This is a genomic window from Staphylococcus sp. FSL W8-0305 (assembly GCF_037966415.1).
Taxonomy (GTDB): Bacteria; Bacillota; Bacilli; order Staphylococcales; family Staphylococcaceae; genus Staphylococcus; species Staphylococcus aureus.
Genome location: NZ_CP150198.1, coordinates 531862 through 553567 on the forward strand (window position 1 = coordinate 531862; position 21706 = coordinate 553567).

Sequence of the window (21706 nt, forward strand, 5' to 3'; positions counted from 1 at the left end):
AACGAGAACAATTGAGGTGTGATCATGAAATTACAAACAACCTATCCTTCAAACAATTATCCAATATTTGTTGAACATGGTGCAATTGACCATATTAGCACGTATATTGATCAGTTTGATCAAAGTTTTATATTAATTGACGAGCATGTAAATCAATATTTTGCTGATAAATTTAATGATATTTTATCATATGAAAATGTGCATAAAGTCATTATTCCAGCTGGTGAAAAGACGAAAACATTTGAGCAATATCAAGAAACATTAGAATACATTTTGTCTCATCATGTAACACGTAATACAGCGATTATAGCTGTTGGTGGTGGTGCGACAGGAGATTTTGCAGGATTTGTAGCAGCAACACTATTAAGAGGTGTCCATTTTATACAAGTTCCCACAACGATTTTGGCGCATGATTCTAGTGTTGGCGGTAAAGTGGGTATTAACTCAAAGCAAGGTAAAAACCTTATCGGTGCATTTTATCGTCCAACTGCTGTTATTTATGATTTAGACTTTTTAAAGACGTTACCATTTGAGCAAATATTAAGTGGCTATGCAGAAGTTTATAAGCATGCGTTATTGAATGGTGAATCAGCGACGCAAGATATCGAACAGCACTTTAAAGATAGAGAGATATTACAGTCATTAAAAGGTATGGATAAATATATTGCTAAAGGTATTGAAACGAAGCTAGATATTGTTGTTGCAGATGAAAAAGAACAAGGTGTACGTAAATTTTTAAATTTAGGTCATACATTTGGGCATGCTGTTGAATACTATCATAAAATACCACATGGTCATGCAGTGATGGTTGGCATTATCTATCAATTTATAGTTGCGAATGCTTTATTTGATTCTAAGCATGATATTAATCATTATATTCAATATTTAATACAACTTGGCTATCCTTTAGACATGATAACTGACTTGGATTTTGAAACGTTATACCAATATATGCTAAGTGATAAAAAGAATGATAAGCAAGGTGTACAAATGGTCTTGATTAGACAATTTGGAGATATCGTTGTACAACATGTTGATCAACTAACATTACAACATGCATGTGAACAATTAAAAACATATTTTAAGTAGGTGAATGAAATGGTAAATGAACAAATCATTGATATTTCAGGTCCGTTAAAGGGCGAAATAGAAGTGCCGGGCGATAAATCAATGACACACCGTGCAATCATGTTGGCGTCGCTAGCTGAAGGTGTATCTACTATATATAAGCCACTACTTGGTGAAGATTGTCGTCGTACAATGGATATATTCCGATTATTAGGCGTAGATATTAAAGAAGATGAAGATAAATTGGTTGTGAATTCACCTGGATATAAAGCTTTTAAAACACCTCATCAAGTTTTATATACTGGAAACTCTGGCACAACGACTCGATTGTTAGCTGGTTTGTTAAGTGGTTTAGGTATTGAAAGTGTTTTGTCTGGCGATGTTTCCATAGGTAAAAGGCCGATGGATCGTGTTTTAAGACCGTTAAAAAGTATGAATGCAAATATTGAAGGAATTGAAGACAATTACACCCCATTAATCATTAAACCATCTGTAATTAAAGGTATTAATTACAAGATGGAAGTGGCAAGTGCACAAGTGAAAAGTGCCATCTTATTCGCAAGTCTATTTTCTAAGGAAGCGACCATCATTAAAGAATTAGATGTAAGTCGAAATCATACTGAGACGATGTTCAGACATTTTAATATTCCAATTGAAGCAGAAGGGTTATCAATTACTACAATCCCTGAAGCAATTCGATACATTAAACCTGCAGATTTTCATGTTCCTGGCGATATTTCATCTGCAGCGTTCTTTATTGTTGCAGCACTTATCACACCAGGAAGTGATGTAACAATTCATAATGTTGGAATCAATCCAACACGTTCAGGTATTATTGATATTGTTGAAAAAATGGGCGGTAATATTCAACTTTTCAATCAAACAACTGGTGCTGAACCTACTGCTTCTATTCGTATTCAATACACACCAATGCTTCAACCAATAAAAATCGAAGGAGAATTAGTGCCAAAAGCAATTGATGAACTGCCTGTAATAGCATTACTTTGTACACAAGCAGTTGGCACGAGTACAATTAAAGATGCCGAGGAATTAAAAGTAAAAGAAACAAATAGAATTGATACAACGGCTGATATGTTAAACTTGTTAGGGTTTGAATTACAACCAACTAATGATGGATTGATTATTCATCCGTCAGAATTTAAAACAAATGCAACAGTGGATAGTTTAACGGATCATCGAATAGGAATGATGCTTGCAGTTGCTTCTCTACTTTCAAGCGAACCTGTCAAAATCAAACAATTTGATGCTGTAAATGTATCATTTCCAGGATTTTTACCAAAACTAAAGCTTTTAGAAAATGAGGGATAATATAAAATGGAAGATATCTATAAATTAATAGACGATATCAATCTACAAAAACTAGAAAATTTAGACTCTCGTGTTAATGAAGCAATAACTACTGACAACGATGACGCATTATTTATTCTAGGAGAGACACTTTACAATTTTGGATTAATGCCACAAGGTTTAGAAGTATTCCGCGTGTTATATCACAAATATCCAGACGAAAGTGAATTGCTGATTTATTTTATTGAAGGTTTAATGTCTGAAAATCAAACTGACGAAGCGTTAGAATATTTAAGTTATGTTGAACCATCACCTGAAAAGTTGATGTTAGAAGCAGATTTATATCAACAAATTAATATGATGGAAGTTGCTATTGATAAATTACAAGAAGCACTTGAACTAGAGCCAAATGATCCAATAATCCATTTTGCGTTGGCTGAAATGTTATATTATGATGGTCAATATTTACGTGCTACCTCTGAATACGAAACTGTTTTAGAAACTGGTGAATATCAAGTTAATGGTGTAAACTTATTCTCTCGTATGGCAGATTGTAGCTTACAAAGTGGTAACTATAGTGATGCGATTCGCTTATACGATGAAATTAATGAAGATGAAATGACTTCAGAAGATTATCTCAAAAAAGCCATTTCTTACGATAAAAATGACATCACTCAAGAAGCAATTAAAATAATGACTACATTACTTTCTAAAGATCCTGATTATATTCAAGGCTACTTGTATTTACAATCATTATATGAAAATGAAAAAAATTATCCAGATGCCATTGAAACGGGTAAAGAGGGATTACGACTAAGTCAATTTTATAAAGAGTTAATGTATACAACTGGATGTTTGGAAATAGAACACGGCGATGCTAATGAAGGTGTATTATTGTTAAAACAAGCATTAGAGGTTGATAATGCTTACCAAGAACCATTATTGATTTTAAGCGATTTATATCGTAATGAAGAAGATTATGAAGCAATCATTGAATTATTAACATATGTAGATGAAGAAGATTTGGATCCTACATTCATCTGGCATTTAGCGTTCGCCTATGGTCAAGAAGAGCGAGATAAAGAAGCTCAACATTTCTTTGAATTAGCATATCCAACTATGAAAACAAATATTGATTTTATGAGTGATTATTATTTCTATTTAATTGAAATTGGTCAAATGGAACAAGCAATTACTATTTTAAATCAATTGTTGGAACTAGAACCAAGTAACGAAAATTGGCATGACGAATTATCAAGATTACAATCTTAAAATGGGGTATTTGATGTCAGAGACACTCAATCAAATTAAAGAAAGTTTTATTGAATATTTACTTTTTCAATATCGATTTAAGTCGCGTATTGCAGTTTGGGTGCTTAACTATATAAAAGTGAATGAGGCGAAATTGGCAAACATTCATTTTGTAGATACAAAAATTAATCATCATGAAACATTAGAAATTGCAGAAGTGGGAAGTCACGCTTCTGCAATTCAATTTACTAAGCATAATATAAAGTTAATGAATACAAATGAAATATTTGATTATATCGCTAATCATAACGGTGCTTTTGATATTCAAATTCACTTCGCAAACGTGTCAAAGCGTGAGCAAAGGCTAGATGATTTAATAGTTGCTCAACTAACGGAATCGCCCAGCTATCAAACTTATCTTCATGATTTAAATAGTATGGCTATAGATCGGCATAAACATGCGTTATTAATAGATTACTTGCTACATAATATTGATTTAAGTTTACAGATGAATGAAAAGCAACGTTTTTATCAACTAACGCAAATTTTAAATACACTCAAGCTAGTAAATAAACATAATCAATTTGAGGACTTAGCAGATGACGATTAATAAACTTTGGCAATATACTCTTTATCAACGTTCTTGGCTAATGATGCTACTCATTTGTAATATATTAGGGATGATTTATGGTTATATATGGTATGGTGAACAATTAAGTCATACGCCGTGGCAGTTTAAGATTTTTGTTCCAGATAGCCCAACTGCAATATTATTCTTAGTTATTTCAATCTCATTGATATTAATACAAAAACAAAATAGTATTATCGATGCACTGGCATTTGTAACATTATTCAAATATGGGATTTGGGCAGTTATTATGAATATATTATTTATTATTGAGCAAGGTGATATTACAGTAAATGGCCTGGTATTAATGTTTTCCCATAGTATAATGGCTGTTCAGGCAATTTACTTCTATCCTAGGTTTAAACGTTCTATGATTGGAATTAGTGTAGCGATGACTTGGGTATTTTTGAATGATTATATTGACTATTTTCACCTTCAATTTCCATATTATGATTTTATAACTACACATGTGTGGCAAATTGGTGTATTATCATGTTGTCTGAGTGTTTTTGGACTTTTGCTTTATATTGAATTAAACAAATTATTAAAGTGTAAATGATTTGATAAAAACTGCAAATGACAGTAAAATATTTATAAAGGAGAGTGAGTTTATTGTCTTCAATTTTTACTATGATAATTTATTTCGTAATATTAATGGTGCTTCCTTTATGGGCACAACACAAAGTTAAATCTAACTATGAGAAATATTCACAAGTTAGATCAACTAGTGGTAAAACGGGTCGTGAAGTTGCATTAGAGATTTTACATGCAAACGGTATTTATGATGTCGAAGTTGTTAAAGGTGAAGGATTCTTAACAGATCATTACGATCCTAAAAAGAAAGTTGTTTCACTATCTCCTGCAAACTATGACAGACCATCAGTTGCTGGAACTGCAATTGCAGCCCACGAAGTTGGTCATGCCATTCAAGATCACCAAGGATATTGGTTCTTAAGATTCAGAGCAGCATTAGTACCTGTTGCAAACCTAGGGAGTTCATTAAGTTATATGATCATCATGTTAGGTATTATCTTAACAGCGATAGGTAGTGCATTTGGTTCAACTGCTTTATGGATTGGTGCTGGTTTAATGTCATTAGCGGTATTATTCTCAATTGTTACGTTACCAGTTGAGTTTGATGCGAGTTCAAGAGCGATGAAACAAATTACGGCATTGAACATTGTAAATGAAAAGGAATACAAACATGCGCGTAAAGTATTATCTGCAGCAGCAATGACTTATGTAGCAGCAACTGCTGTCGCTGTAGCAGAGCTTGTACGTATTATTTTGATTGCGCGTTCAAGTGATTAATCTTATAGATTAACAATTAACTTAAATTAGACACTTATTAACTAGCTAATCACATTTTGTGTGGTTGCTAGTTTTTTTGTGCTTATTTTTCTAATGGTAGATTATTCAATATATTATTTTATTGTAGTGGTACGAATCATAAAGTTATAATCTCAATTTCAATTGATTTAATTTAGTTAGGAATGCATTACATTTATATAAACTGAATTATTAAACTACTAAAAAAAACAACTTGTCATCTAGTTTAGCTAGAGTCAGTAGATTGCACTAAACATGCATGAGACTTCAAATTGATATATACTATATTAGAAATGCAATATAAGGAGAACGTAGAAATGAAATCAATGGTAGAAATGCAACGTGAAGTTGATGAATATATTGGACAATTTAAAACAGGATATTTTTCACCATTAGCTAACTTAGCTAGATTGACTGAAGAAGTGGGCGAACTTGCACGTGAAATAAATCATACCTATGGTGAAAAAAAGAAGAAAGATTCAGAGGAAGCAAATACGATTAAAGCAGAATTAGGTGATAATTTATTTGTGTTGTTATGTTTAGCGAATTCAATGGGAATAGATATGACAGAGAGCTTTAATGAAACAATGGAAAAGTTTAATACAAGAGATAAAAATCGATTCAAAAGAAAGTGAATATAAAAATATATGCTTTATTTGGATTTGATTAAGATTAAAAACATAGACTAATGAATTGCATCGCATGAAATCATATTATTTTTAAAGTAAGTATAACTAGATAAATGATTATATATACAACACCTGTTTTTTAGATATTTGAAATTATAAACTCAACATTACTATAAACTTAAATTTAAACAATTATCTACGCATCGAGAATAATAGAAAGAGAAATAGAAAGAAAGGATGGGCAAGCGAATGAAGATAGGTATAACATGTTACCCGTCCATGGGTGGCTCTGGAATTATTGCCACAGAATTAGGAATTAAATTAGCAGAGCGAGGTCACGAAGTACATTTTATCACTTCAAATATCCCGTTTAGAATAAGAAAACCATTACCGAATATGATTTTTCATCAAGTTGAAGTGAATCAATATGCAGTTTTTCAGTATCCACCGTATGATATTACGTTAAGTACTAAAATCGCTGAAGTTATTAAAGAATATGATCTTGATTTGTTGCATATGCACTATGCTGTACCTCATGCAATTTGTGGGATTTTAGCTCGTGAGATGTCAGGTAAAGATATAAAAATTATGACAACGCTACACGGTACTGATATTACTGTTTTGGGCTATGATCATTCACTCCAAGGTGCAATTAAATTTGGCATTGAAAAAAGTGATATTGTGACAAGTGTGAGTAAATCTTTAGCGCAAGAAACACATGAAATTATCGAAACTAACAAAGAAATTATACCGATTTATAATTTTGTACGTGAAAATGAGTTTCCAACTAAACATAACACAGCATTAAAATCACAATTTGGTATAGCACCAGATGAAAAAGTGTTAATACATGTATCGAATTTTAGACAAGTAAAACGCATAGATACTATTATAGAAACATTTGCAAAAGTACGTGAAAAGATACCTAGTAAATTAATTTTACTTGGTGATGGTCCTGAATTAGTGCCAATGCGTCAAAAGACGAAAGAGTTAAACGTAGAAGAAGATGTTTTATTTTTAGGGAAACAAGATTGCGTAAGTGAATTTTACCAATTATCTGACTTAGTATTATTATTAAGTGAAAAAGAAAGCTTTGGACTAACTTTACTTGAGGCTATGAAAACAGGCGTCGTTCCAATTGGTTCAAATGCCGGTGGAATTAAAGAGGTTATTAAACATGGTGAAACTGGATTTGTCGTAGATGTGGGTGATAGTGATTCAGCGAGTGACTATGCTATCCGATTACTTGAAGACAAGGTGTTATACAACAAACTTCAGAAAAACATGCTAGCAGATATTGCTGAACGTTTTGGATCAGAACTCATTACAGATCAATATGAGTATTACTATCAAAAAATGCTAAATGAGCATAACAAAAGTAAAGGCGAGTAATAATATGGATAAATCATTATTTGAACAGGCAAGGCCTATATTAGAACAAATTCAAGACAATGGTTTTGAAGCATATTATGTAGGTGGCTCTGTAAGAGATTATGTCATGGGAAGAAATATTCATGATATAGATATCACAACAAGTGCAACGCCAGATGAAATAGAATCTATCTTTAGTCATACGATACCTGTAGGTAAAGAACATGGCACCATAAATGTAGTTTTTAATGATGAAAATTATGAGGTGACAACATTCCGGGCTGAAGAAGATTATGTCGATCACCGTAGACCAAGTGGTGTTACATTTGTTCGTGATTTATACGAAGATTTGCAACGAAGAGATTTCACGATGAATGCGATAGCAATGGATACAGCAAACAAATTGTATGATTATTTTGATGGTCAACAAGATATTAATAATCGAATAATAAGAACTGTAGGTATAGCTGAGGAACGATTCCAAGAAGATGCTTTACGTATGATTCGATGTTTAAGATTCCAGTCACAATTATCATTTGATATTGCAACGGAAACATTCGAAGCGATGCGTACACAAATGGCAGATATTAAATTTTTATCAATTGAGCGTATAGTGATTGAACTAACTAAATTAATGCGAGGTATTAATGTTGAAAAGAGTTTTAATCATTTAAAATCGCTGAAAGCATTTAATTATATGCCATATTTCGAACATCTTGATATGAATCAAATTAATGTGACTGAACCAATTGATTTAGAATTGTTGATTGCTATAGTATCAGTTAAATTTGATATTAATTACTCATTGAAGCCTTTAAAGCTAAGTAACCGACAAGTAAAAGATATCAATCAATATATTCAAATTATGAATGCATTACCAAGTATTATTACAAAAGAACAATTAAAAATGTTTGTTTATGATTATGATACGAATCTCATTAAAAATGTAATGGTTGCAGCAGACGTGTTAAAGGCAAATGATATTCAAGGACATGAACCATTAATCGTTAACCTTCAAACGATTGATGAAACATTACATCGTTTACCTATGCATAATAGAAAAGACATGATGGTTAATGGCGGTGTACTTATGGCACATTTAAATGCTAAAAGTGGTCCGTGGTTAAAAGATCTGCTAAGACAAATTGAGATAGCGATTGTAACTGGTAAAGTAAGCAACGAAGAAACTGAAATTTTGAAATGGGTGGATAATCATGTCAAAATATAGTCAAGATGTACTTCAATTACTCTATAAAAATAAACCGAATTATATATCTGGACAAAGCATTGCGGAATCACTTAATATATCGCGCACTGCAGTAAAAAAAGTGATTGACCAATTAAAGTTAGAGGGATGTAAAATAGATTCAGTAAATCATAAAGGACATTTATTACAACAACTCCCAGATATTTGGTATCAAGGTATAATAGACCAATACACAAAAAGTTCTGCTTTGTTTGATTTTAGTGAAGTATACGATTCAATAGATTCTACACAACTTGCTGCGAAAAAGTCACTTGTTGGAAATCAATCTTCATTTTTTATCTTGAGTGATGAACAAACGAAAGGTCGCGGGCGATTTAATAGACATTGGAGTTCTTCAAAAGGGCAAGGACTATGGATGTCTGTTGTATTAAGACCTAACGTTGCATTCTCAATGATATCTAAATTTAATTTATTTATTGCATTAGGGATAAGAGATGCGATTCAACATTTTAGTCAAGATGAAGTCAAAGTGAAATGGCCGAATGATATATATATTGATAATGGTAAAGTGTGTGGTTTCTTAACTGAAATGGTTGCTAATAATGATGGTATAGAAGCAATAATATGTGGTATAGGTATTAATTTGACGCAACAACTAGAAGACTTTGATGAAAGTATTAGATATAGAGCAACAAGTATACAATTACATGATAAAAATAAATTAGATAGATATCAATTTTTAGAGAGATTACTTCAAGAAATTGAAAAAAGATATAATCAATTTTTAACGTTACCTTTTTCTGAAATTCGTGAAGAATATATTGCAGCTTCTAATATCTGGAATAGAACGTTGCTATTTACAGAAAATGATAAACAGTTTAAAGGACAAGCAATTGATTTAGATTACGATGGCTATCTAATTGTTAGAGATGAAGCGGGTGAATCACACCGTTTAATTAGTGCAGATATAGATTTTTAACACTAAAGCAAGGAGAGATAGCTATGGGTATGGCAACCTATGCCGTTGTGGATTTGGAAACAACAGGCAACCAATTAGATTTTGACGATATCATTCAAATTGGTATAACGTTTGTGCGCAATAACCAAATTATTGATACATATCATTCTATGATTAGAACAAATTTAGAGATTCCGCCTTTCATTCAAGCGTTAACATCCATTGAAGAAAATATGCTACAACAAGCGCCATATTTTAACCAAGTTGCAGAAGAAATCTACGATAAGATAAAAGATTGCATTTTTGTCGCTCATAATGTAGATTTTGATTTAAATTTTATTAAAAAGGCATTTAAAGATTGTAATATTCAATATCGTCCCAAAAAAGTTATAGATACACTAGAAATCTTTAAAATAGCTTTTCCTACAGATAAAAGTTATCAATTAAGTGAATTAGCGGAGGCACATGGTATTACCTTAGCAAATGCCCATCGAGCTGACGAAGATGCCGCTACTACTGCTAAATTGATGATATTAGCTTTTGAAAAATTTGAAAAGTTACCGTTAGATACTTTAAAGCAATTATATTATTTAAGTAAACAGTTGAAATACGATTTGTATGATATTTTCTTTGAGATGGTTAGGCAATATGATGCAAAGCCATTGGATAAATCGTACGAAAAGTTCGAACAGATAATATATCGTAAGCAAGTTGATTTTAAAAAGCCGACAACAAATTATAATGGCAGCTTGAAGTCTTTATATAGCAAAGCTGTAGATCAACTTGGCTTAACATATCGACCGCAACAATTATATTTAGCGGAAACTATATTAGATCAGCTCATGCATAGTGAAAAAGCAATGATTGAAGCATCACTAGGCAGTGGTAAATCATTAGCATATTTACTTGCGGCCTTGATGTATAATATTGAAACTGGGAAGCATGTCATGATTTCTACCAATACTAAATTACTGCAAAGTCAATTGTTAGAAAAAGATATTCCAGCAATGAATGAAGCGTTGAATTTTAAAATTAATGCACTATTGATTAAAAGTAAAAGTGATTACATTTCATTGGGACTTATTAGTCAAATTTTAAAAGATGACACAAGTAATTACGAAGTGAATATCTTGAAAATGCAATTGCTGATTTGGATTACAGAGACGCCGTCCGGAGATATACAGGAATTAAATTTAAAAGGTGGTCAAAAGATGTATTTTGACCAGAAAATTGAAACATATGTACCGGCACGTCACGATGTTCATTATTATAATTTTATTAAGCGAAATGCACAGAACATTCAAATTGGTATTACAAATCATGCACATTTAATTCATTCTGATGTTGAAAATTCAATATATCAATTGTTTGATGATTGTATAGTGGATGAAGCACATCGCTTACCAGACTATGCCTTAAATCAAGTGACAAATGAGTTGAGTTATGCTGATATTAAATATCAGCTTGGTTTGATTGGTAAAAACGAAAATGAAAAATTGTTAAAGGCAATTGATCAACTGGAAAAGCAGCGGATTTTGGAAAAATTAGATATTGCACCAATTGATATTTTTGGCTTGAAGGCTAGTATGAATGAGATTCATGAGTTAAATGAGCAATTGTTCTCAACGATATTTACGATTATCAATGATTCTGATGTTTATGATGATGATATTCATCGCTTCCATAATGTATTTACTTTTGAAACAAAAGACATTTTGAAGGATTTACATGCGATTATCGATAAGTTAAATAAGACGCTAGAAATATTCAATGGCATTAGTCATAAAACAGTTAAATCATTACGGAAACAGTTGTTGTATTTAAAAGATAAATTTAAAAATATCGAACAAAGTTTAAAAGCTGGACATACTAGTTTCATTTCAATTAAAAATCTATCTCAAAAATCAACAATACGTTTATATGTGAAAGATTACGCTGTAAAAGATGTATTAACGAAACAAGTATTGGAAAAATTTAAATCACTTATTTTTATATCTGGTACTTTAAAATTTAATCATTCGTTTGATGCTTTCAAACAGTTATTCAACAAAGATGTTCACTTTAATACATTTGAAGTTAACACATCGTTACAAAGTGCAAAAAATACAAGTGTATTTATACCGAGTGATGTAGCATCTTATCAATATAAAAATATAGATGAGTATGTAGCATCGATTGTAAGCTATATTATTGAATATACGACTATAACGTCATCAAAATGTTTAGTCTTATTTACGAGTTATAAAATGATGCATATGGTACAAGATATGCTAAATGAATTGCCAGAATTTGAAGATTATGTTGTATTAACACAACAGCAGAACCAAAATTATAAAATAGTACAACAGTTTAATAATTTTGATAAAGCCATACTGCTTGGTACGTCAACATTTTTTGAAGGCTTTGATTTTCAAGCAAATGGTATTAAATGTGTGATGATAGCGAAGTTACCGTTTATGAACAAGCATAATGCAAAATATTGGCTTATGGATTCTGAATTCACTTCAACTTTCAAGGAATATGTATTACCTGATGCAGTTACACGTTTTAGACAAGGACTTGGAAGATTAATTAGAAATGAAAATGATCGCGGCATAATAGTTTCATTTGATGATCGACTCATAAACAGTAATTATAAAAACTTTTTTGAACAAACACTTGAAAATTATCGTCAGAAAAAAGGCGACATTCAACAGTTTGGAAAATTATTAAGACAAATTCAAAAAAAGAAAAAGTAAAATACAAAGTAAAATTCTTGTGACATGACATGTGCTATGTTCTGTTACAAGAATTTTTGTTTGGTCGTCAAAATTTGAGTTTTATAATTAAACTTGAATGTTAGCACAAAAAACGACCTTCATACTAATAATATTGAGGCTTTATTATATATTTTGTCTGAAACTGATGATTGTATTGTCTTAATATAAATTAATGTTCAAATCTGTGCTTAAATCATTACCATTTACACGTTATCTTTTAGTCTAGTTCTAGAACTTGAAAGCGGATTTTGTTAAAATGAATGAGTATTGTATAACGAAAAAATAAATAGGAGAATGGTTATGAAAACAACGATTAAACAAGCGAAAGATCATTTAAACCAAGACGTTACAATTGGTGCTTGGCTAACAAATAAACGTTCAAGTGGTAAAATCGCCTTTTTACAATTACGTGATGGAACAGGCTTTATGCAAGGCGTAGTAGTTAAATCAGAAGTTGATGAAGAGGTATTCAAACTTGCGAAAGAAATTACTCAAGAATCATCTCTATATGTTACAGGCACAATTACAGAAGATAATCGTTCTGACTTAGGATACGAAATGCAAGTGAAATCAATTGAAGTTATTTCAGAAGCGCATGACTATCCGATTACACCTAAAAATCATGGTACAGAATTCTTAATGGATCACCGTCATTTATGGTTACGTTCTAAAAAACAACATGCTGTAATGAAAATTAGAAATGAAGTTATTCGTGCAACGTATGAATTTTTCAACAAAGATGGATTTACAAAGGTTGATCCACCAATTTTGACAGCAAGTGCACCAGAAGGTACAAGTGAATTATTCCATACTAAATACTTTGATCAAGATGCGTTTTTATCTCAAAGTGGTCAGTTATACTTAGAAGCTGCGGCAATGGCACACGGAAAAGTATTTTCATTTGGTCCAACTTTCAGAGCTGAAAAATCAAAAACACGTAGACACTTGATCGAGTTCTGGATGATTGAAGGGGAAATGGCTTTCACAAATCATGCTGAAAGTTTAGAAATTCAAGAACAATATGTAACACATGTAGTAAAATCAGTTTTAGAAAATTGTAAACTAGAGTTGAAAATGTTAGAGCGTGATACATCAAAACTTGAAAAAGTTGCGACACCATTCCCTAGAATTTCATATGATGATGCAATTGAGTTCTTGAAAGCAGAAGGCTTTGATGATATTGAATGGGGCGAAGATTTTGGTGCGCCACATGAAACAGCCATTGCTAATCATTATGATTTACCGGTATTTATTACTAATTATCCAACTAAAATTAAGCCTTTCTATATGCAACCAAATCCTGAGAATGAAGAAACTGTATTATGTGCAGACTTAATTGCACCTGAAGGATACGGTGAAATTATAGGTGGTTCTGAACGTGTGGATGACTTAGAATTGTTAGAACAACGCGTTAAAGAACATGGATTAGACGAAGAAGCATATAGTTACTACTTAGACTTACGTCGTTATGGTAGTGTACCACACTGTGGATTTGGTTTAGGTTTAGAGCGTACAGTCGCATGGATTTCTGGTGTTGAACACGTTCGTGAAACAGCGCCATTCCCAAGATTATTAAACCGTTTATATCCATAAGTTTTAGGGTCGTTACTTAAAATTTATATTATGATAATAAAAAGAATCGTCCAGCCTATATTAATAGCTGGGCGATTTATGCTTGGAAAATGAAGAATGATAACGGCTTATATTAATCATGAACAAACTTTTGTTTAGTAACTATATTTGGAAAATAAATAGCTCGTCTGATTATACATAAAGTTCATTGTTAAAATCTAGTTTTAAAAAATACTGTTATTTAAAATTTGTTTGCTACTAGTTAAATATATTAAGCATTTTAGTCGAAAATTAAAGAAAATGATTTATACTATTAAGTAATGGTTAAATTTAAAAGGGGGCACGAACATGGATAAATATCAATTAAAAGCAAGACCTGTAGTGATACGAAGAGAATTATTAGACCATTACAGTGACTTAGGTTTAGATGAGCAAGATTTAGTCATTTTGCTTAAATTGATTTATGCTTCCGAAACATCAAACAAACAGCCTTCAATTGAATTACTTCAGAAGGGCTCAACTATGCAACCACGTGATATTACAATGGTTATTCAAAATTTGATTCAACGTGAATTGCTAGAATTACAAGTTCAAAAAGATGAAGAAGGTAGATTTACTGAATATATGAATCTAGATCCTTTTTTCGAAAAATTAAGTCATATATTGAAGCAACAAAGTATGGAAACGAAAGAGCAAAATAGTAAAGAAAAATTTAAACAATTATTTAGAGTTTTAGAGGATACATTTGCAAGGCCGTTATCTCCATATGAAATAGAGACGTTAAATCAATGGATTGATGTTGATAAACACGATACTGCAATTATACAAGCGGCATTAGACGAGGCGAATAGTTTGAATAAACTTAGCTTTAAATATATGGATCGTATTTTACTTAATTGGAAGAAAAACAATGTCAAAACAATTGACGATTCTAGAAAAATAAGAGAAAAATTTAATAAACCGAAAATGACGCACACAGTTAAAACGGTACCTAAATTTGATTGGTTAAACGGGGAGAACCTTGATGGTAAGTAAGAAAAAAGCATTAGAAATGATTGATGTTATAGCAAATATGTTTCCGGATGCAGAATGTGAACTAAAACATGATAATCCGTTCGAATTAACTATTGCTGTATTATTGTCAGCGCAATGTACAGACGTTCTAGTAAATAGAGTAACAACTGAGCTGTTTAAAAAATACAAAACGCCTGAAGATTATTTGGCAGTCAGTGATGAAGAACTTATGAATGATATTCGTTCTATCGGTCTGTATCGTAACAAAGCTAAGAATATTAAGAAACTTTGTCAATCTTTGATTGATCAATTTAATGGAGAAATACCACAAACACATAAGGAATTAGAAAGTTTAGCAGGTGTAGGACGTAAAACTGCTAATGTAGTCATGAGTGTAGCATTTGATGAACCTTCATTAGCTGTTGATACGCATGTAGAACGTGTTTCTAAACGCTTAGGTATTAATCGTTGGAAAGATAATGTGAGACAGGTAGAAGACCGTTTATGTTCTGTCATACCTAGAGATAGATGGAATAGGAGCCATCATCAACTCATTTTCTTTGGAAGATACCACTGTTTAGCCCGAAAACCTAAATGCGATATTTGTCCATTATTAGAAGATTGTAGAGAAGGACAAAAACGTTATAAAGCTAGTTTGAAAGAAGCGTGATAATATGACAAATATTACAAAAGAGGTATTTGATAATTTAGAACAAAAGATTGATGTATTTGCCAAAAATAAGACATTAGGTTCTAGTGAAGCAAAACCTTACTTGGATGAATACCATAGTAAAATTATTGATTATTTTAAGCAGGTTAATGACATAACTGGCAATATTGATTTTGATAATTTAAATCAATATCCTGTTGTGCCAATGAATTTTAAAGAAAGATATGATTATATGATTGAACGTAAATATCATTTTATGGGCTATCGACAAATGAAGACCTTTAAAACTGAATTGATTAAAATGAATGCTAGTTATCAAACAAGGTTAAAGAATAAGCAGGTATAGACAAGTTTGATCATTTCCTAATGTTGAAAAGATGTAAAACTAATTCATGCACACATATTTGTATTTATGTTAGGTGTCATGTCATTACAACGTCTTAATATAAAAAATGTCCATCTACATCATAATGGATATCTTGAGGTATGGTTTAAGATATCTATTTCGAATCGTAGGTGGATTTCTTATATCTATGATTGTGAATATACGTTGCAAACATGTTGATATTTCACTGATTAACGTACTCAGGGAATTGATAAACATATCAATTTAAAACAACGTCTAAGATGACTATGAGAAAATATAATCATAATTTTAAAAATGGGTACAACCACTTTTGCAATTTCAATAATTTTACATAGCTAAAGATGTGAATATGAAAGACTATTTAGATGTTTCAAAATGTATGTGAATAACTGATTTTACGGTTTCTACTAATATAGCAATAGCGTATGAATACATATAAAAAAACCTCAGCTACACCATAAATATGGTATAACTGAGTTTTTTATGTTGAGTGGATTAGTTGAATATACCTGTTAATCCACCGCTGTTTCAAGATTGTTGAGATCTAGTATTGTTATTTGATTGTGCAGTACCACTGCTGTTTGCTGATGTGTCACTACCACCGTGTGTACTACGATTTGTAGTGTTGTTATCTTGACTACCAGAAACATTGATTGATGGGATACTACCACTTACTGAGCTAGGACGTTTAAAGTCTTCGCCATCTCTAGATGAAATTTTTGACATCACATTTTCATATAAGAACTGTGGATATTCTTGTTGGCTATGTCCCACAAATGAGTTTTCACCATATTGTTTAACTTTACTGAAGCCCATCCACACTGACATAGTGTATTGAGGTGTAAAGCCGTTAATCCACACGTCTTTCGCTGCATTATCAGGTAAATTATATTGTGAATAAGTTTCAGCACCGTAAGTACCAGTACCTGTCTTAGCACCCATATTTACTCCAGATACACCATGGCCATATGCAGAACCATATGGTTTAAATGTACCTTTTAGCATCTCAGCTAACATGTATGCAGTGTAATCACTCATCGCTTTATGGCTAGTATGATCGTATTCGATTGTTTCACCATCACGAGTAACTACTTTTTGAATTGAATGCGCGTTGTTATAAGTACCACCGTTAGCGATTGCAGCAAATGCTGATGCTAATTGTGTTGGTGAGAATTCTGAAGCAGAACCACCAAGTACTTCAGATGGACCAATATCGCCTTCGTAGTTTAAGCCAAGTTTGGCAGCGAATTTCTTAGGTGCATCATTACCAGCATTTTGCTTAACTGATTGCCAAGCTTTTAAAGCTGGGATATTGAAACTTTGTCGTAAAGCATCATAAATAGATACAGTACCGTGACTCTTCGTATCATAGTTTCTAAATGTAGATCCATCAACTTGATATGAAGATTCATCTTGAATCGCATGGTTTGTTGCCCATTTCATATTTTCAATGGCAGGTCCATACGCTAAGAAAGGTTTTAAAGATGAACCAGTAGGGTGTGGATCTGTTGCTTGGTTTCTGTTAACGACGTCTTTGAAATCACGTCCGCCAGATATAGCAACTAAACCACCAGTTTTACTATCAAGAATCGTTGCACCAACTTGTTGGTCTTTATTCTTGTAGAAGCTACCATTATCAACATCATTTTGTAATGTTTTTTGAACATCTTTATCCATGTTTGTATAAATTTTAATACCACTTTGTAATACATTACCTAAATTTTCATCTTTGAATGCTTTATTATTCATTAATTCAGATTTTACAAAGTTAACGTATGAATTATACTCAGAATCTTGATTTGTATCAATGTTTTGACGTTCTTCAGCAGTACGATTTACTAAGTTCGCTTTTAAATCGATTTTCTTAGCATCTTCCCACTGTTTATCTGTAATGCGTTTATGATAATGCATTAAGTATAAAACAGTGTTTTTACGATCTTCAGCAGCTTTTGGATGATCATAAATATTATAGTTGTTTGGAACCTGAGGTAAACCGGCTAAATAAGCTTCTTCCGCTAAGTTTAAATCTTTTAAATCTTTATTAAAGTAATACTTAGCAGCAGCTTTAATACCTGTTACGCCATCAGAATAGTAAATTTTATTTAGATATACTTGGAAGATATCATCTTTACTATACTCTTGTTCTAAACGATATGATAAGTATGCTTCTTGAGCTTTACGTCCAATAGATTTATGTTGTGATAAAAATGCATCTTTAACAACTTGTTGTGTTAATGTTGAGGCACCTTCAGAACCAAATCCACCAGTCAAGTTCTTACCAATTGCACCGAATAAACGTTTATAATCAAGTGCGCCATGTTCGTAGAAACGATTGTCTTCAGTTGCAAGTACTGCGTCTTTCATTGATTTCGGCACGTCTTTTAAATTTACATGCTCATGTCTTTGGCCATTATCTAATGTTTTAACAAGTTCTCCGTTCTTGTCATATATCTTTGCAGGAATCGGATCTTGTAATTTAGCTTCGGTAAAAGCAGGTGCTTTCCAAGCATAATAAGCAAACAATAAGATACCTAGTAAAAGAACAACAAAAAATGCAATAATCATGAAGCCAATAATCTTAATAATCGTTCTCTTCACATTTCTATTCTTTTTTGAGTTGGATTTCCCACCATTATTACCATTTTTCTTAGGCTGAGAAGATCCTTTGTTTTCCGTCATACGCGGTCCTCACTTTCATCTAATATCAACTTATCAACTGCTTTTAGATAGTCTAATCTTGGTTGATACTGATAAGGAATATGGTAACCATTTTTTCGTATTTCATCAACTGTTATAGACTTTTTAATATTATCTTTATATCTCTTCCAAAATATTTCGAATTTTGAATAGGGTAAAAGATAAACTTCATCTAGCGTTTTAAAACGAATCATTAAAAACACAATACCTTTTTGTTGATATGCATTTTTCATATGTTCGACTTGATGGTCATGAATATTATTTAAAGGAAAGGACGTCTTGTTTTTAGTTTCCTTTGCTTCAAAATCAATATAATAACCTTGATAAACGCCGTTGTAATCAGTTGTTGAAGGTGTACGAAAATAAGCTTCGTTAATCACAGCTTTACTCCGCTTAGGATAGTTGACATTAACTATTTGTACTGGCGTAGGCTTTTTGTGAATAACTGCAATGTCGCTTTTAAGATAAAACGCATTTGAATGTTCGATATCTTTTTCAAGTGACATACCACGTCCACCATACTCAATATTACTAAAGGCAGCGGTCTTTTTCCCTCCGTCTATAGCACTATTTTTACGATATGGTTTACCATTTGGATAATTCATAAATTTCACCACACAAGTTTGGTAGTAAACGTTGTTTATTATACACAACATTATAGTGAAATACCAAACTTAAATTAGTATAAATGCGAAAGACACAATACACCAAAGCTTATTTTAACGTGATTTCAGCATTAACACAATAATATTATAATACATTTACCGTTAATGTTGGAATTTTACACACAATTTTAATTAATTGAAAAGTTTTGCTTATAAAAATGAATACTCATTACAATATTTTTGAATTTTGTTATAAAAGTCAAATCATGATCAGTAATTATTATTTTTGAGGCAAGTACAAGTATGTGTTGTTAATCAACAGAGGTGTATTTGATTTAAATGATTTTATTAGATTAAAAGTATTTTCATCGTATAACAACATACACGATAAAATTTTGTATTTATATAGGAAGTTTTTAGATTTACTTGATTTAACAGATAACACATTTGAAAATAAGTTAAATCAAATTATATAGAGTGTTAAAACATGACGAATACAGTATATTGTGATAAATTAAAAAATGTAGGAGGCGTCCTCATGAATGATGTAGTCGAATCACTAATTTATGAAGTTAACAACATGCAACAAAATTTCGAAAATGTGAAATCACAACAACAAGATCATGATTTTTACCAAACTGTAAAGCCATATACTGAACATATTGATAGCTTGCTCAATGAGATCAAATTACATCGTGAATTTATTATAGAAGTACCTTATATGAATTCAAGGAAATTTGAGCTATTGATTGCTAACATTGAACAACTTTCTGTCGAATGTCATTTTAAGCGAACAAGTCGAAAGTTATTTATTGAAAAGCTTAAAAGTGTTCAATATGATTTACAAAATATATTAGATGGCGTAACTAAAGAGGGTACTTATGGTTAAAACAGTTTATGTAACAGGTTACAAATCATTCGAATTAAACATTTTTAAAGATGACGCACCTGAAGTACATTATTTAAAACAATTTATAAAACATAAAATTGAACAACTGTTGGATGAAGGATTAGAATGGGTGTTAATACAAGGGCAAATGGGTATAGAATTATGGACTGCAGAAGTTGTTATTGAATTACAACGAACATATGATTCGTTAAAGTTTGCTGTAATTACACCGTTCCAAGGACATACAGAAAAGTGGAATGAACATAATCAAAGTAAGTATGCCAACATAATTAAGCATGCAGATTATGTTGATAGTATTTTTCATACGTCGTATCAAGGTCCTTTTCAATTTAAACAAGCAGATCAATTTATGCTTGAACATTCGGATCAAACATTGCTCATTTATGATGAGGAACAAGAGGCGAGTCCTAAGTTCTTCAAGCAGATGTTAGTTGATTTTATGGATAAAACAAACTATACTTGTGATATTGTGACGTTCGATGAATTAACAGCATTCATCAATGACTTACAGTGGTCTGAAGATCAAAGTTTCTAATGAGGTGGAAAAAATGTCAGATGTTTCATTGAAATTATCAGCAAAAGATATTTATGAAAAAGATTTTGAAAAAACAATGGCTCGTGGCTATAGAAGAGAAGAAGTAGATGCATTTTTAGATGACATTATTGCTGATTATCAAAAAATGGCCGATATGAATAATGAAGTTGTAAAATTATCAGAAGAGAATCATAAACTTAAAAAAGAATTAGAAGAATTAAGACTACGTGTAGCAACATCTAGACCTCAGGACAATAAAAGTTTTTCTTCGAATAATACAACAACAAATACATCTTCAAATAATGTAGATATTTTAAAACGTATTTCAAACTTAGAAAAAGCTGTATTTGGTAAATAATTACTAAATACAAAAGTTTAACTGTCTTACTAATAATGACTATGTTATAATTTTAAAAGTGATATTTTGGGTAATCGCTATATTATATAGAGGAAAGTCCATGCTCACACAGTCTGAGATGATTGTAGTGTTCGTGCTTGATGAAACAATAAATCAAGGCATTAATTTGACGGCAATGAAATATCCTAAGTCTTTCGATATGGATAGAGTAATTTGAAAGTGCCACAGTGACGTAGCTTTTATAGAAATATAAAAGGTGGAACGCGGTAAACCCCTCGAGTGAGCAATCCAAATTTGGTAGGAGCACTTGTTTAACGGAATTCAACGTATAAACGAGACACACTTCGCGAAATGAAGTGGTGTAGACAGATGGTTATCACCTGAGTACCAGTGTGACTAGTGCACGTGATGAGTACGATGGAACAGAACATGGCTTATAGAAATATCACTACTAGTTTAGCTCTCCTAGA

At 31.7% G+C, this 21706-nt stretch carries 20 protein-coding genes and 1 other RNA gene; 19 read left to right on the top strand and 2 right to left on the bottom strand.

The window, feature by feature from the left end; translation table 11 throughout:
• The first annotated feature begins 24 nt into the window (after positions 1-24).
• The 15 genes from aroB (at position 25) to NST10_RS02915 (ending at position 16110) form a co-directional block, all read left to right on the top strand.
• Positions 25-1089 carry a 3-dehydroquinate synthase gene (aroB, locus tag NST10_RS02845; protein WP_000776318.1) on the top strand — a complete coding sequence of 355 codons (1065 nt, stop codon included), beginning with the start codon at positions 25-27 and terminating at the stop codon, positions 1087-1089.
• A 9-nt stretch (positions 1090-1098) separates the two neighbouring features.
• Positions 1099-2397, top strand: coding sequence for a 3-phosphoshikimate 1-carboxyvinyltransferase (aroA, locus tag NST10_RS02850; protein WP_000245891.1), 1299 nt, complete (start codon positions 1099-1101; stop codon positions 2395-2397).
• A gap of 6 nt (positions 2398-2403) precedes the next feature.
• Positions 2404-3648: a tetratricopeptide repeat protein gene (locus NST10_RS02855; protein ID WP_000389521.1), complete on the top strand. Its 1245-nt coding sequence runs from the start codon at positions 2404-2406 to the stop codon at positions 3646-3648.
• Positions 3649-3661: 13 nt separating this feature from the next.
• Positions 3662-4237, top strand: coding sequence for a YpiB family protein (locus NST10_RS02860; RefSeq protein WP_000005208.1), 576 nt, complete (start codon positions 3662-3664; stop codon positions 4235-4237).
• Positions 4227-4814: a DUF1405 domain-containing protein gene (locus tag NST10_RS02865; RefSeq protein ID WP_000154479.1), complete on the top strand. Its 588-nt coding sequence runs from the start codon at positions 4227-4229 to the stop codon at positions 4812-4814. The genes NST10_RS02860 and NST10_RS02865 overlap by 11 nt, the downstream gene beginning before the upstream one ends.
• A gap of 71 nt (positions 4815-4885) precedes the next feature.
• On the top strand, positions 4886-5566 hold the full coding sequence (locus NST10_RS02870) for a zinc metallopeptidase (protein WP_001827022.1): 681 nt from the start codon (positions 4886-4888) through the stop codon (positions 5564-5566).
• Positions 5567-5901: 335 nt separating this feature from the next.
• On the top strand, positions 5902-6219 hold the full coding sequence (locus tag NST10_RS02875; protein WP_000839927.1) for a nucleotide pyrophosphohydrolase: 318 nt from the start codon (positions 5902-5904) through the stop codon (positions 6217-6219).
• Positions 6220-6462: 243 nt separating this feature from the next.
• The gene (gene bshA / locus NST10_RS02880) at positions 6463-7605 is read left to right on the top strand and encodes an N-acetyl-alpha-D-glucosaminyl L-malate synthase BshA (protein WP_000690024.1); all 1143 of its coding nucleotides are present in this window, start codon (positions 6463-6465) and stop codon (positions 7603-7605) included.
• Between the two features lie 4 nt (positions 7606-7609).
• Entirely contained in the window at positions 7610-8812 is a 1203-nt protein-coding gene (locus NST10_RS02885) for a CCA tRNA nucleotidyltransferase (protein WP_000361536.1), read from the top strand.
• Complete coding sequence (locus tag NST10_RS02890; protein ID WP_000049917.1) at positions 8799-9770, top strand: biotin--[acetyl-CoA-carboxylase] ligase; 972 nt, start codon at positions 8799-8801, stop codon at positions 9768-9770. The genes NST10_RS02885 and NST10_RS02890 overlap by 14 nt, the downstream gene beginning before the upstream one ends.
• A gap of 23 nt (positions 9771-9793) precedes the next feature.
• Positions 9794-12487, top strand: a complete 2694-nt coding sequence (locus NST10_RS02895) for an ATP-dependent DNA helicase DinG (RefSeq protein WP_000525060.1) — start codon at positions 9794-9796, stop codon at positions 12485-12487.
• Positions 12488-12808: 321 nt separating this feature from the next.
• Complete coding sequence (asnS, locus tag NST10_RS02900) at positions 12809-14101, top strand: asparagine--tRNA ligase (protein ID WP_000858795.1); 1293 nt, start codon at positions 12809-12811, stop codon at positions 14099-14101.
• 327 nt (positions 14102-14428) lie between these two features.
• Positions 14429-15115, top strand: coding sequence for a DnaD domain-containing protein (locus NST10_RS02905; protein ID WP_000362222.1), 687 nt, complete (start codon positions 14429-14431; stop codon positions 15113-15115).
• Positions 15105-15764 (top strand): endonuclease III, encoded by a 660-nt coding sequence (gene nth, locus NST10_RS02910; RefSeq protein WP_000253765.1) that lies wholly within the window; start codon positions 15105-15107, stop codon positions 15762-15764. The genes NST10_RS02905 and nth overlap by 11 nt, the downstream gene beginning before the upstream one ends.
• A 4-nt stretch (positions 15765-15768) precedes the next feature.
• On the top strand, positions 15769-16110 hold the full coding sequence (locus NST10_RS02915) for a YpoC family protein (protein ID WP_000182035.1): 342 nt from the start codon (positions 15769-15771) through the stop codon (positions 16108-16110).
• A 549-nt stretch (positions 16111-16659) separates the two neighbouring features.
• Here NST10_RS02915 and NST10_RS02920 read toward each other — a convergent pair.
• Entirely contained in the window at positions 16660-18810 is a 2151-nt protein-coding gene (locus NST10_RS02920) for a transglycosylase domain-containing protein (protein WP_000138342.1), read from the bottom strand.
• A complete protein-coding gene (gene recU, locus NST10_RS02925) occupies positions 18807-19433 on the bottom strand; it encodes a Holliday junction resolvase RecU (protein ID WP_001108885.1) in 627 nt (208 codons plus the stop codon). The genes NST10_RS02920 and recU overlap by 4 nt, the downstream gene beginning before the upstream one ends.
• A 538-nt stretch (positions 19434-19971) precedes the next feature.
• Here recU and NST10_RS02930 point away from each other — a divergent pair.
• The 4 genes from NST10_RS02930 (at position 19972) to rnpB (ending at position 21678) form a co-directional block, all read left to right on the top strand.
• Positions 19972-20322 (top strand): YppE family protein, encoded by a 351-nt coding sequence (locus NST10_RS02930; RefSeq protein WP_001000803.1) that lies wholly within the window; start codon positions 19972-19974, stop codon positions 20320-20322.
• Positions 20315-20878 carry a DUF1273 domain-containing protein gene (locus NST10_RS02935; protein WP_000241308.1) on the top strand — a complete coding sequence of 188 codons (564 nt, stop codon included), beginning with the start codon at positions 20315-20317 and terminating at the stop codon, positions 20876-20878. The genes NST10_RS02930 and NST10_RS02935 overlap by 8 nt, the downstream gene beginning before the upstream one ends.
• Positions 20879-20891: 13 nt before the next feature.
• The gene (gpsB, locus tag NST10_RS02940; protein ID WP_001286320.1) at positions 20892-21236 is read left to right on the top strand and encodes a cell division regulator GpsB; all 345 of its coding nucleotides are present in this window, start codon (positions 20892-20894) and stop codon (positions 21234-21236) included.
• 62 nt (positions 21237-21298) lie between these two features.
• An RNA gene (gene rnpB / locus NST10_RS02945) (RNase P RNA component class B) lies at positions 21299-21678 on the top strand.
• Positions 21679-21706: the final 28 nt, after the last annotated feature.

Bases quoted from the DNA above. Each gene is read 5' to 3' on its own strand.
- nth (WP_000253765.1), top strand. From the start codon at position 15,105: ATGGTAAGTAAGAAAAAAGCATTAGAAATGATTGATGTTATAGCAAAT.
- recU (WP_001108885.1), bottom strand. From the start codon at position 19,433: ATGAATTATCCAAATGGTAAACCATATCGTAAAAATAGTGCTATAGAC.
- NST10_RS02870 (WP_001827022.1), top strand. From the start codon at position 4,886: ATGATAATTTATTTCGTAATATTAATGGTGCTTCCTTTATGGGCACAA.
- NST10_RS02855 (WP_000389521.1), top strand. From the start codon at position 2,404: ATGGAAGATATCTATAAATTAATAGACGATATCAATCTACAAAAACTA.
- NST10_RS02935 (WP_000241308.1), top strand. From the start codon at position 20,315: ATGGTTAAAACAGTTTATGTAACAGGTTACAAATCATTCGAATTAAAC.
- aroB (WP_000776318.1), top strand. From the start codon at position 25: ATGAAATTACAAACAACCTATCCTTCAAACAATTATCCAATATTTGTT.
- gpsB (WP_001286320.1), top strand. From the start codon at position 20,892: ATGTCAGATGTTTCATTGAAATTATCAGCAAAAGATATTTATGAAAAA.
- NST10_RS02915 (WP_000182035.1), top strand. From the start codon at position 15,769: ATGACAAATATTACAAAAGAGGTATTTGATAATTTAGAACAAAAGATT.
- NST10_RS02920 (WP_000138342.1), bottom strand. From the start codon at position 18,810: ATGACGGAAAACAAAGGATCTTCTCAGCCTAAGAAAAATGGTAATAAT.
- aroA (WP_000245891.1), top strand. From the start codon at position 1,099: ATGGTAAATGAACAAATCATTGATATTTCAGGTCCGTTAAAGGGCGAA.
- NST10_RS02865 (WP_000154479.1), top strand. From the start codon at position 4,227: ATGACGATTAATAAACTTTGGCAATATACTCTTTATCAACGTTCTTGG.
- bshA (WP_000690024.1), top strand. From the start codon at position 6,463: ATGAAGATAGGTATAACATGTTACCCGTCCATGGGTGGCTCTGGAATT.
- NST10_RS02875 (WP_000839927.1), top strand. From the start codon at position 5,902: ATGAAATCAATGGTAGAAATGCAACGTGAAGTTGATGAATATATTGGA.
- NST10_RS02890 (WP_000049917.1), top strand. From the start codon at position 8,799: ATGTCAAAATATAGTCAAGATGTACTTCAATTACTCTATAAAAATAAA.
- asnS (WP_000858795.1), top strand. From the start codon at position 12,809: ATGAAAACAACGATTAAACAAGCGAAAGATCATTTAAACCAAGACGTT.
- NST10_RS02930 (WP_001000803.1), top strand. From the start codon at position 19,972: ATGAATGATGTAGTCGAATCACTAATTTATGAAGTTAACAACATGCAA.
- NST10_RS02860 (WP_000005208.1), top strand. From the start codon at position 3,662: ATGTCAGAGACACTCAATCAAATTAAAGAAAGTTTTATTGAATATTTA.
- NST10_RS02885 (WP_000361536.1), top strand. From the start codon at position 7,610: ATGGATAAATCATTATTTGAACAGGCAAGGCCTATATTAGAACAAATT.
- NST10_RS02905 (WP_000362222.1), top strand. From the start codon at position 14,429: ATGGATAAATATCAATTAAAAGCAAGACCTGTAGTGATACGAAGAGAA.
- NST10_RS02895 (WP_000525060.1), top strand. From the start codon at position 9,794: ATGGGTATGGCAACCTATGCCGTTGTGGATTTGGAAACAACAGGCAAC.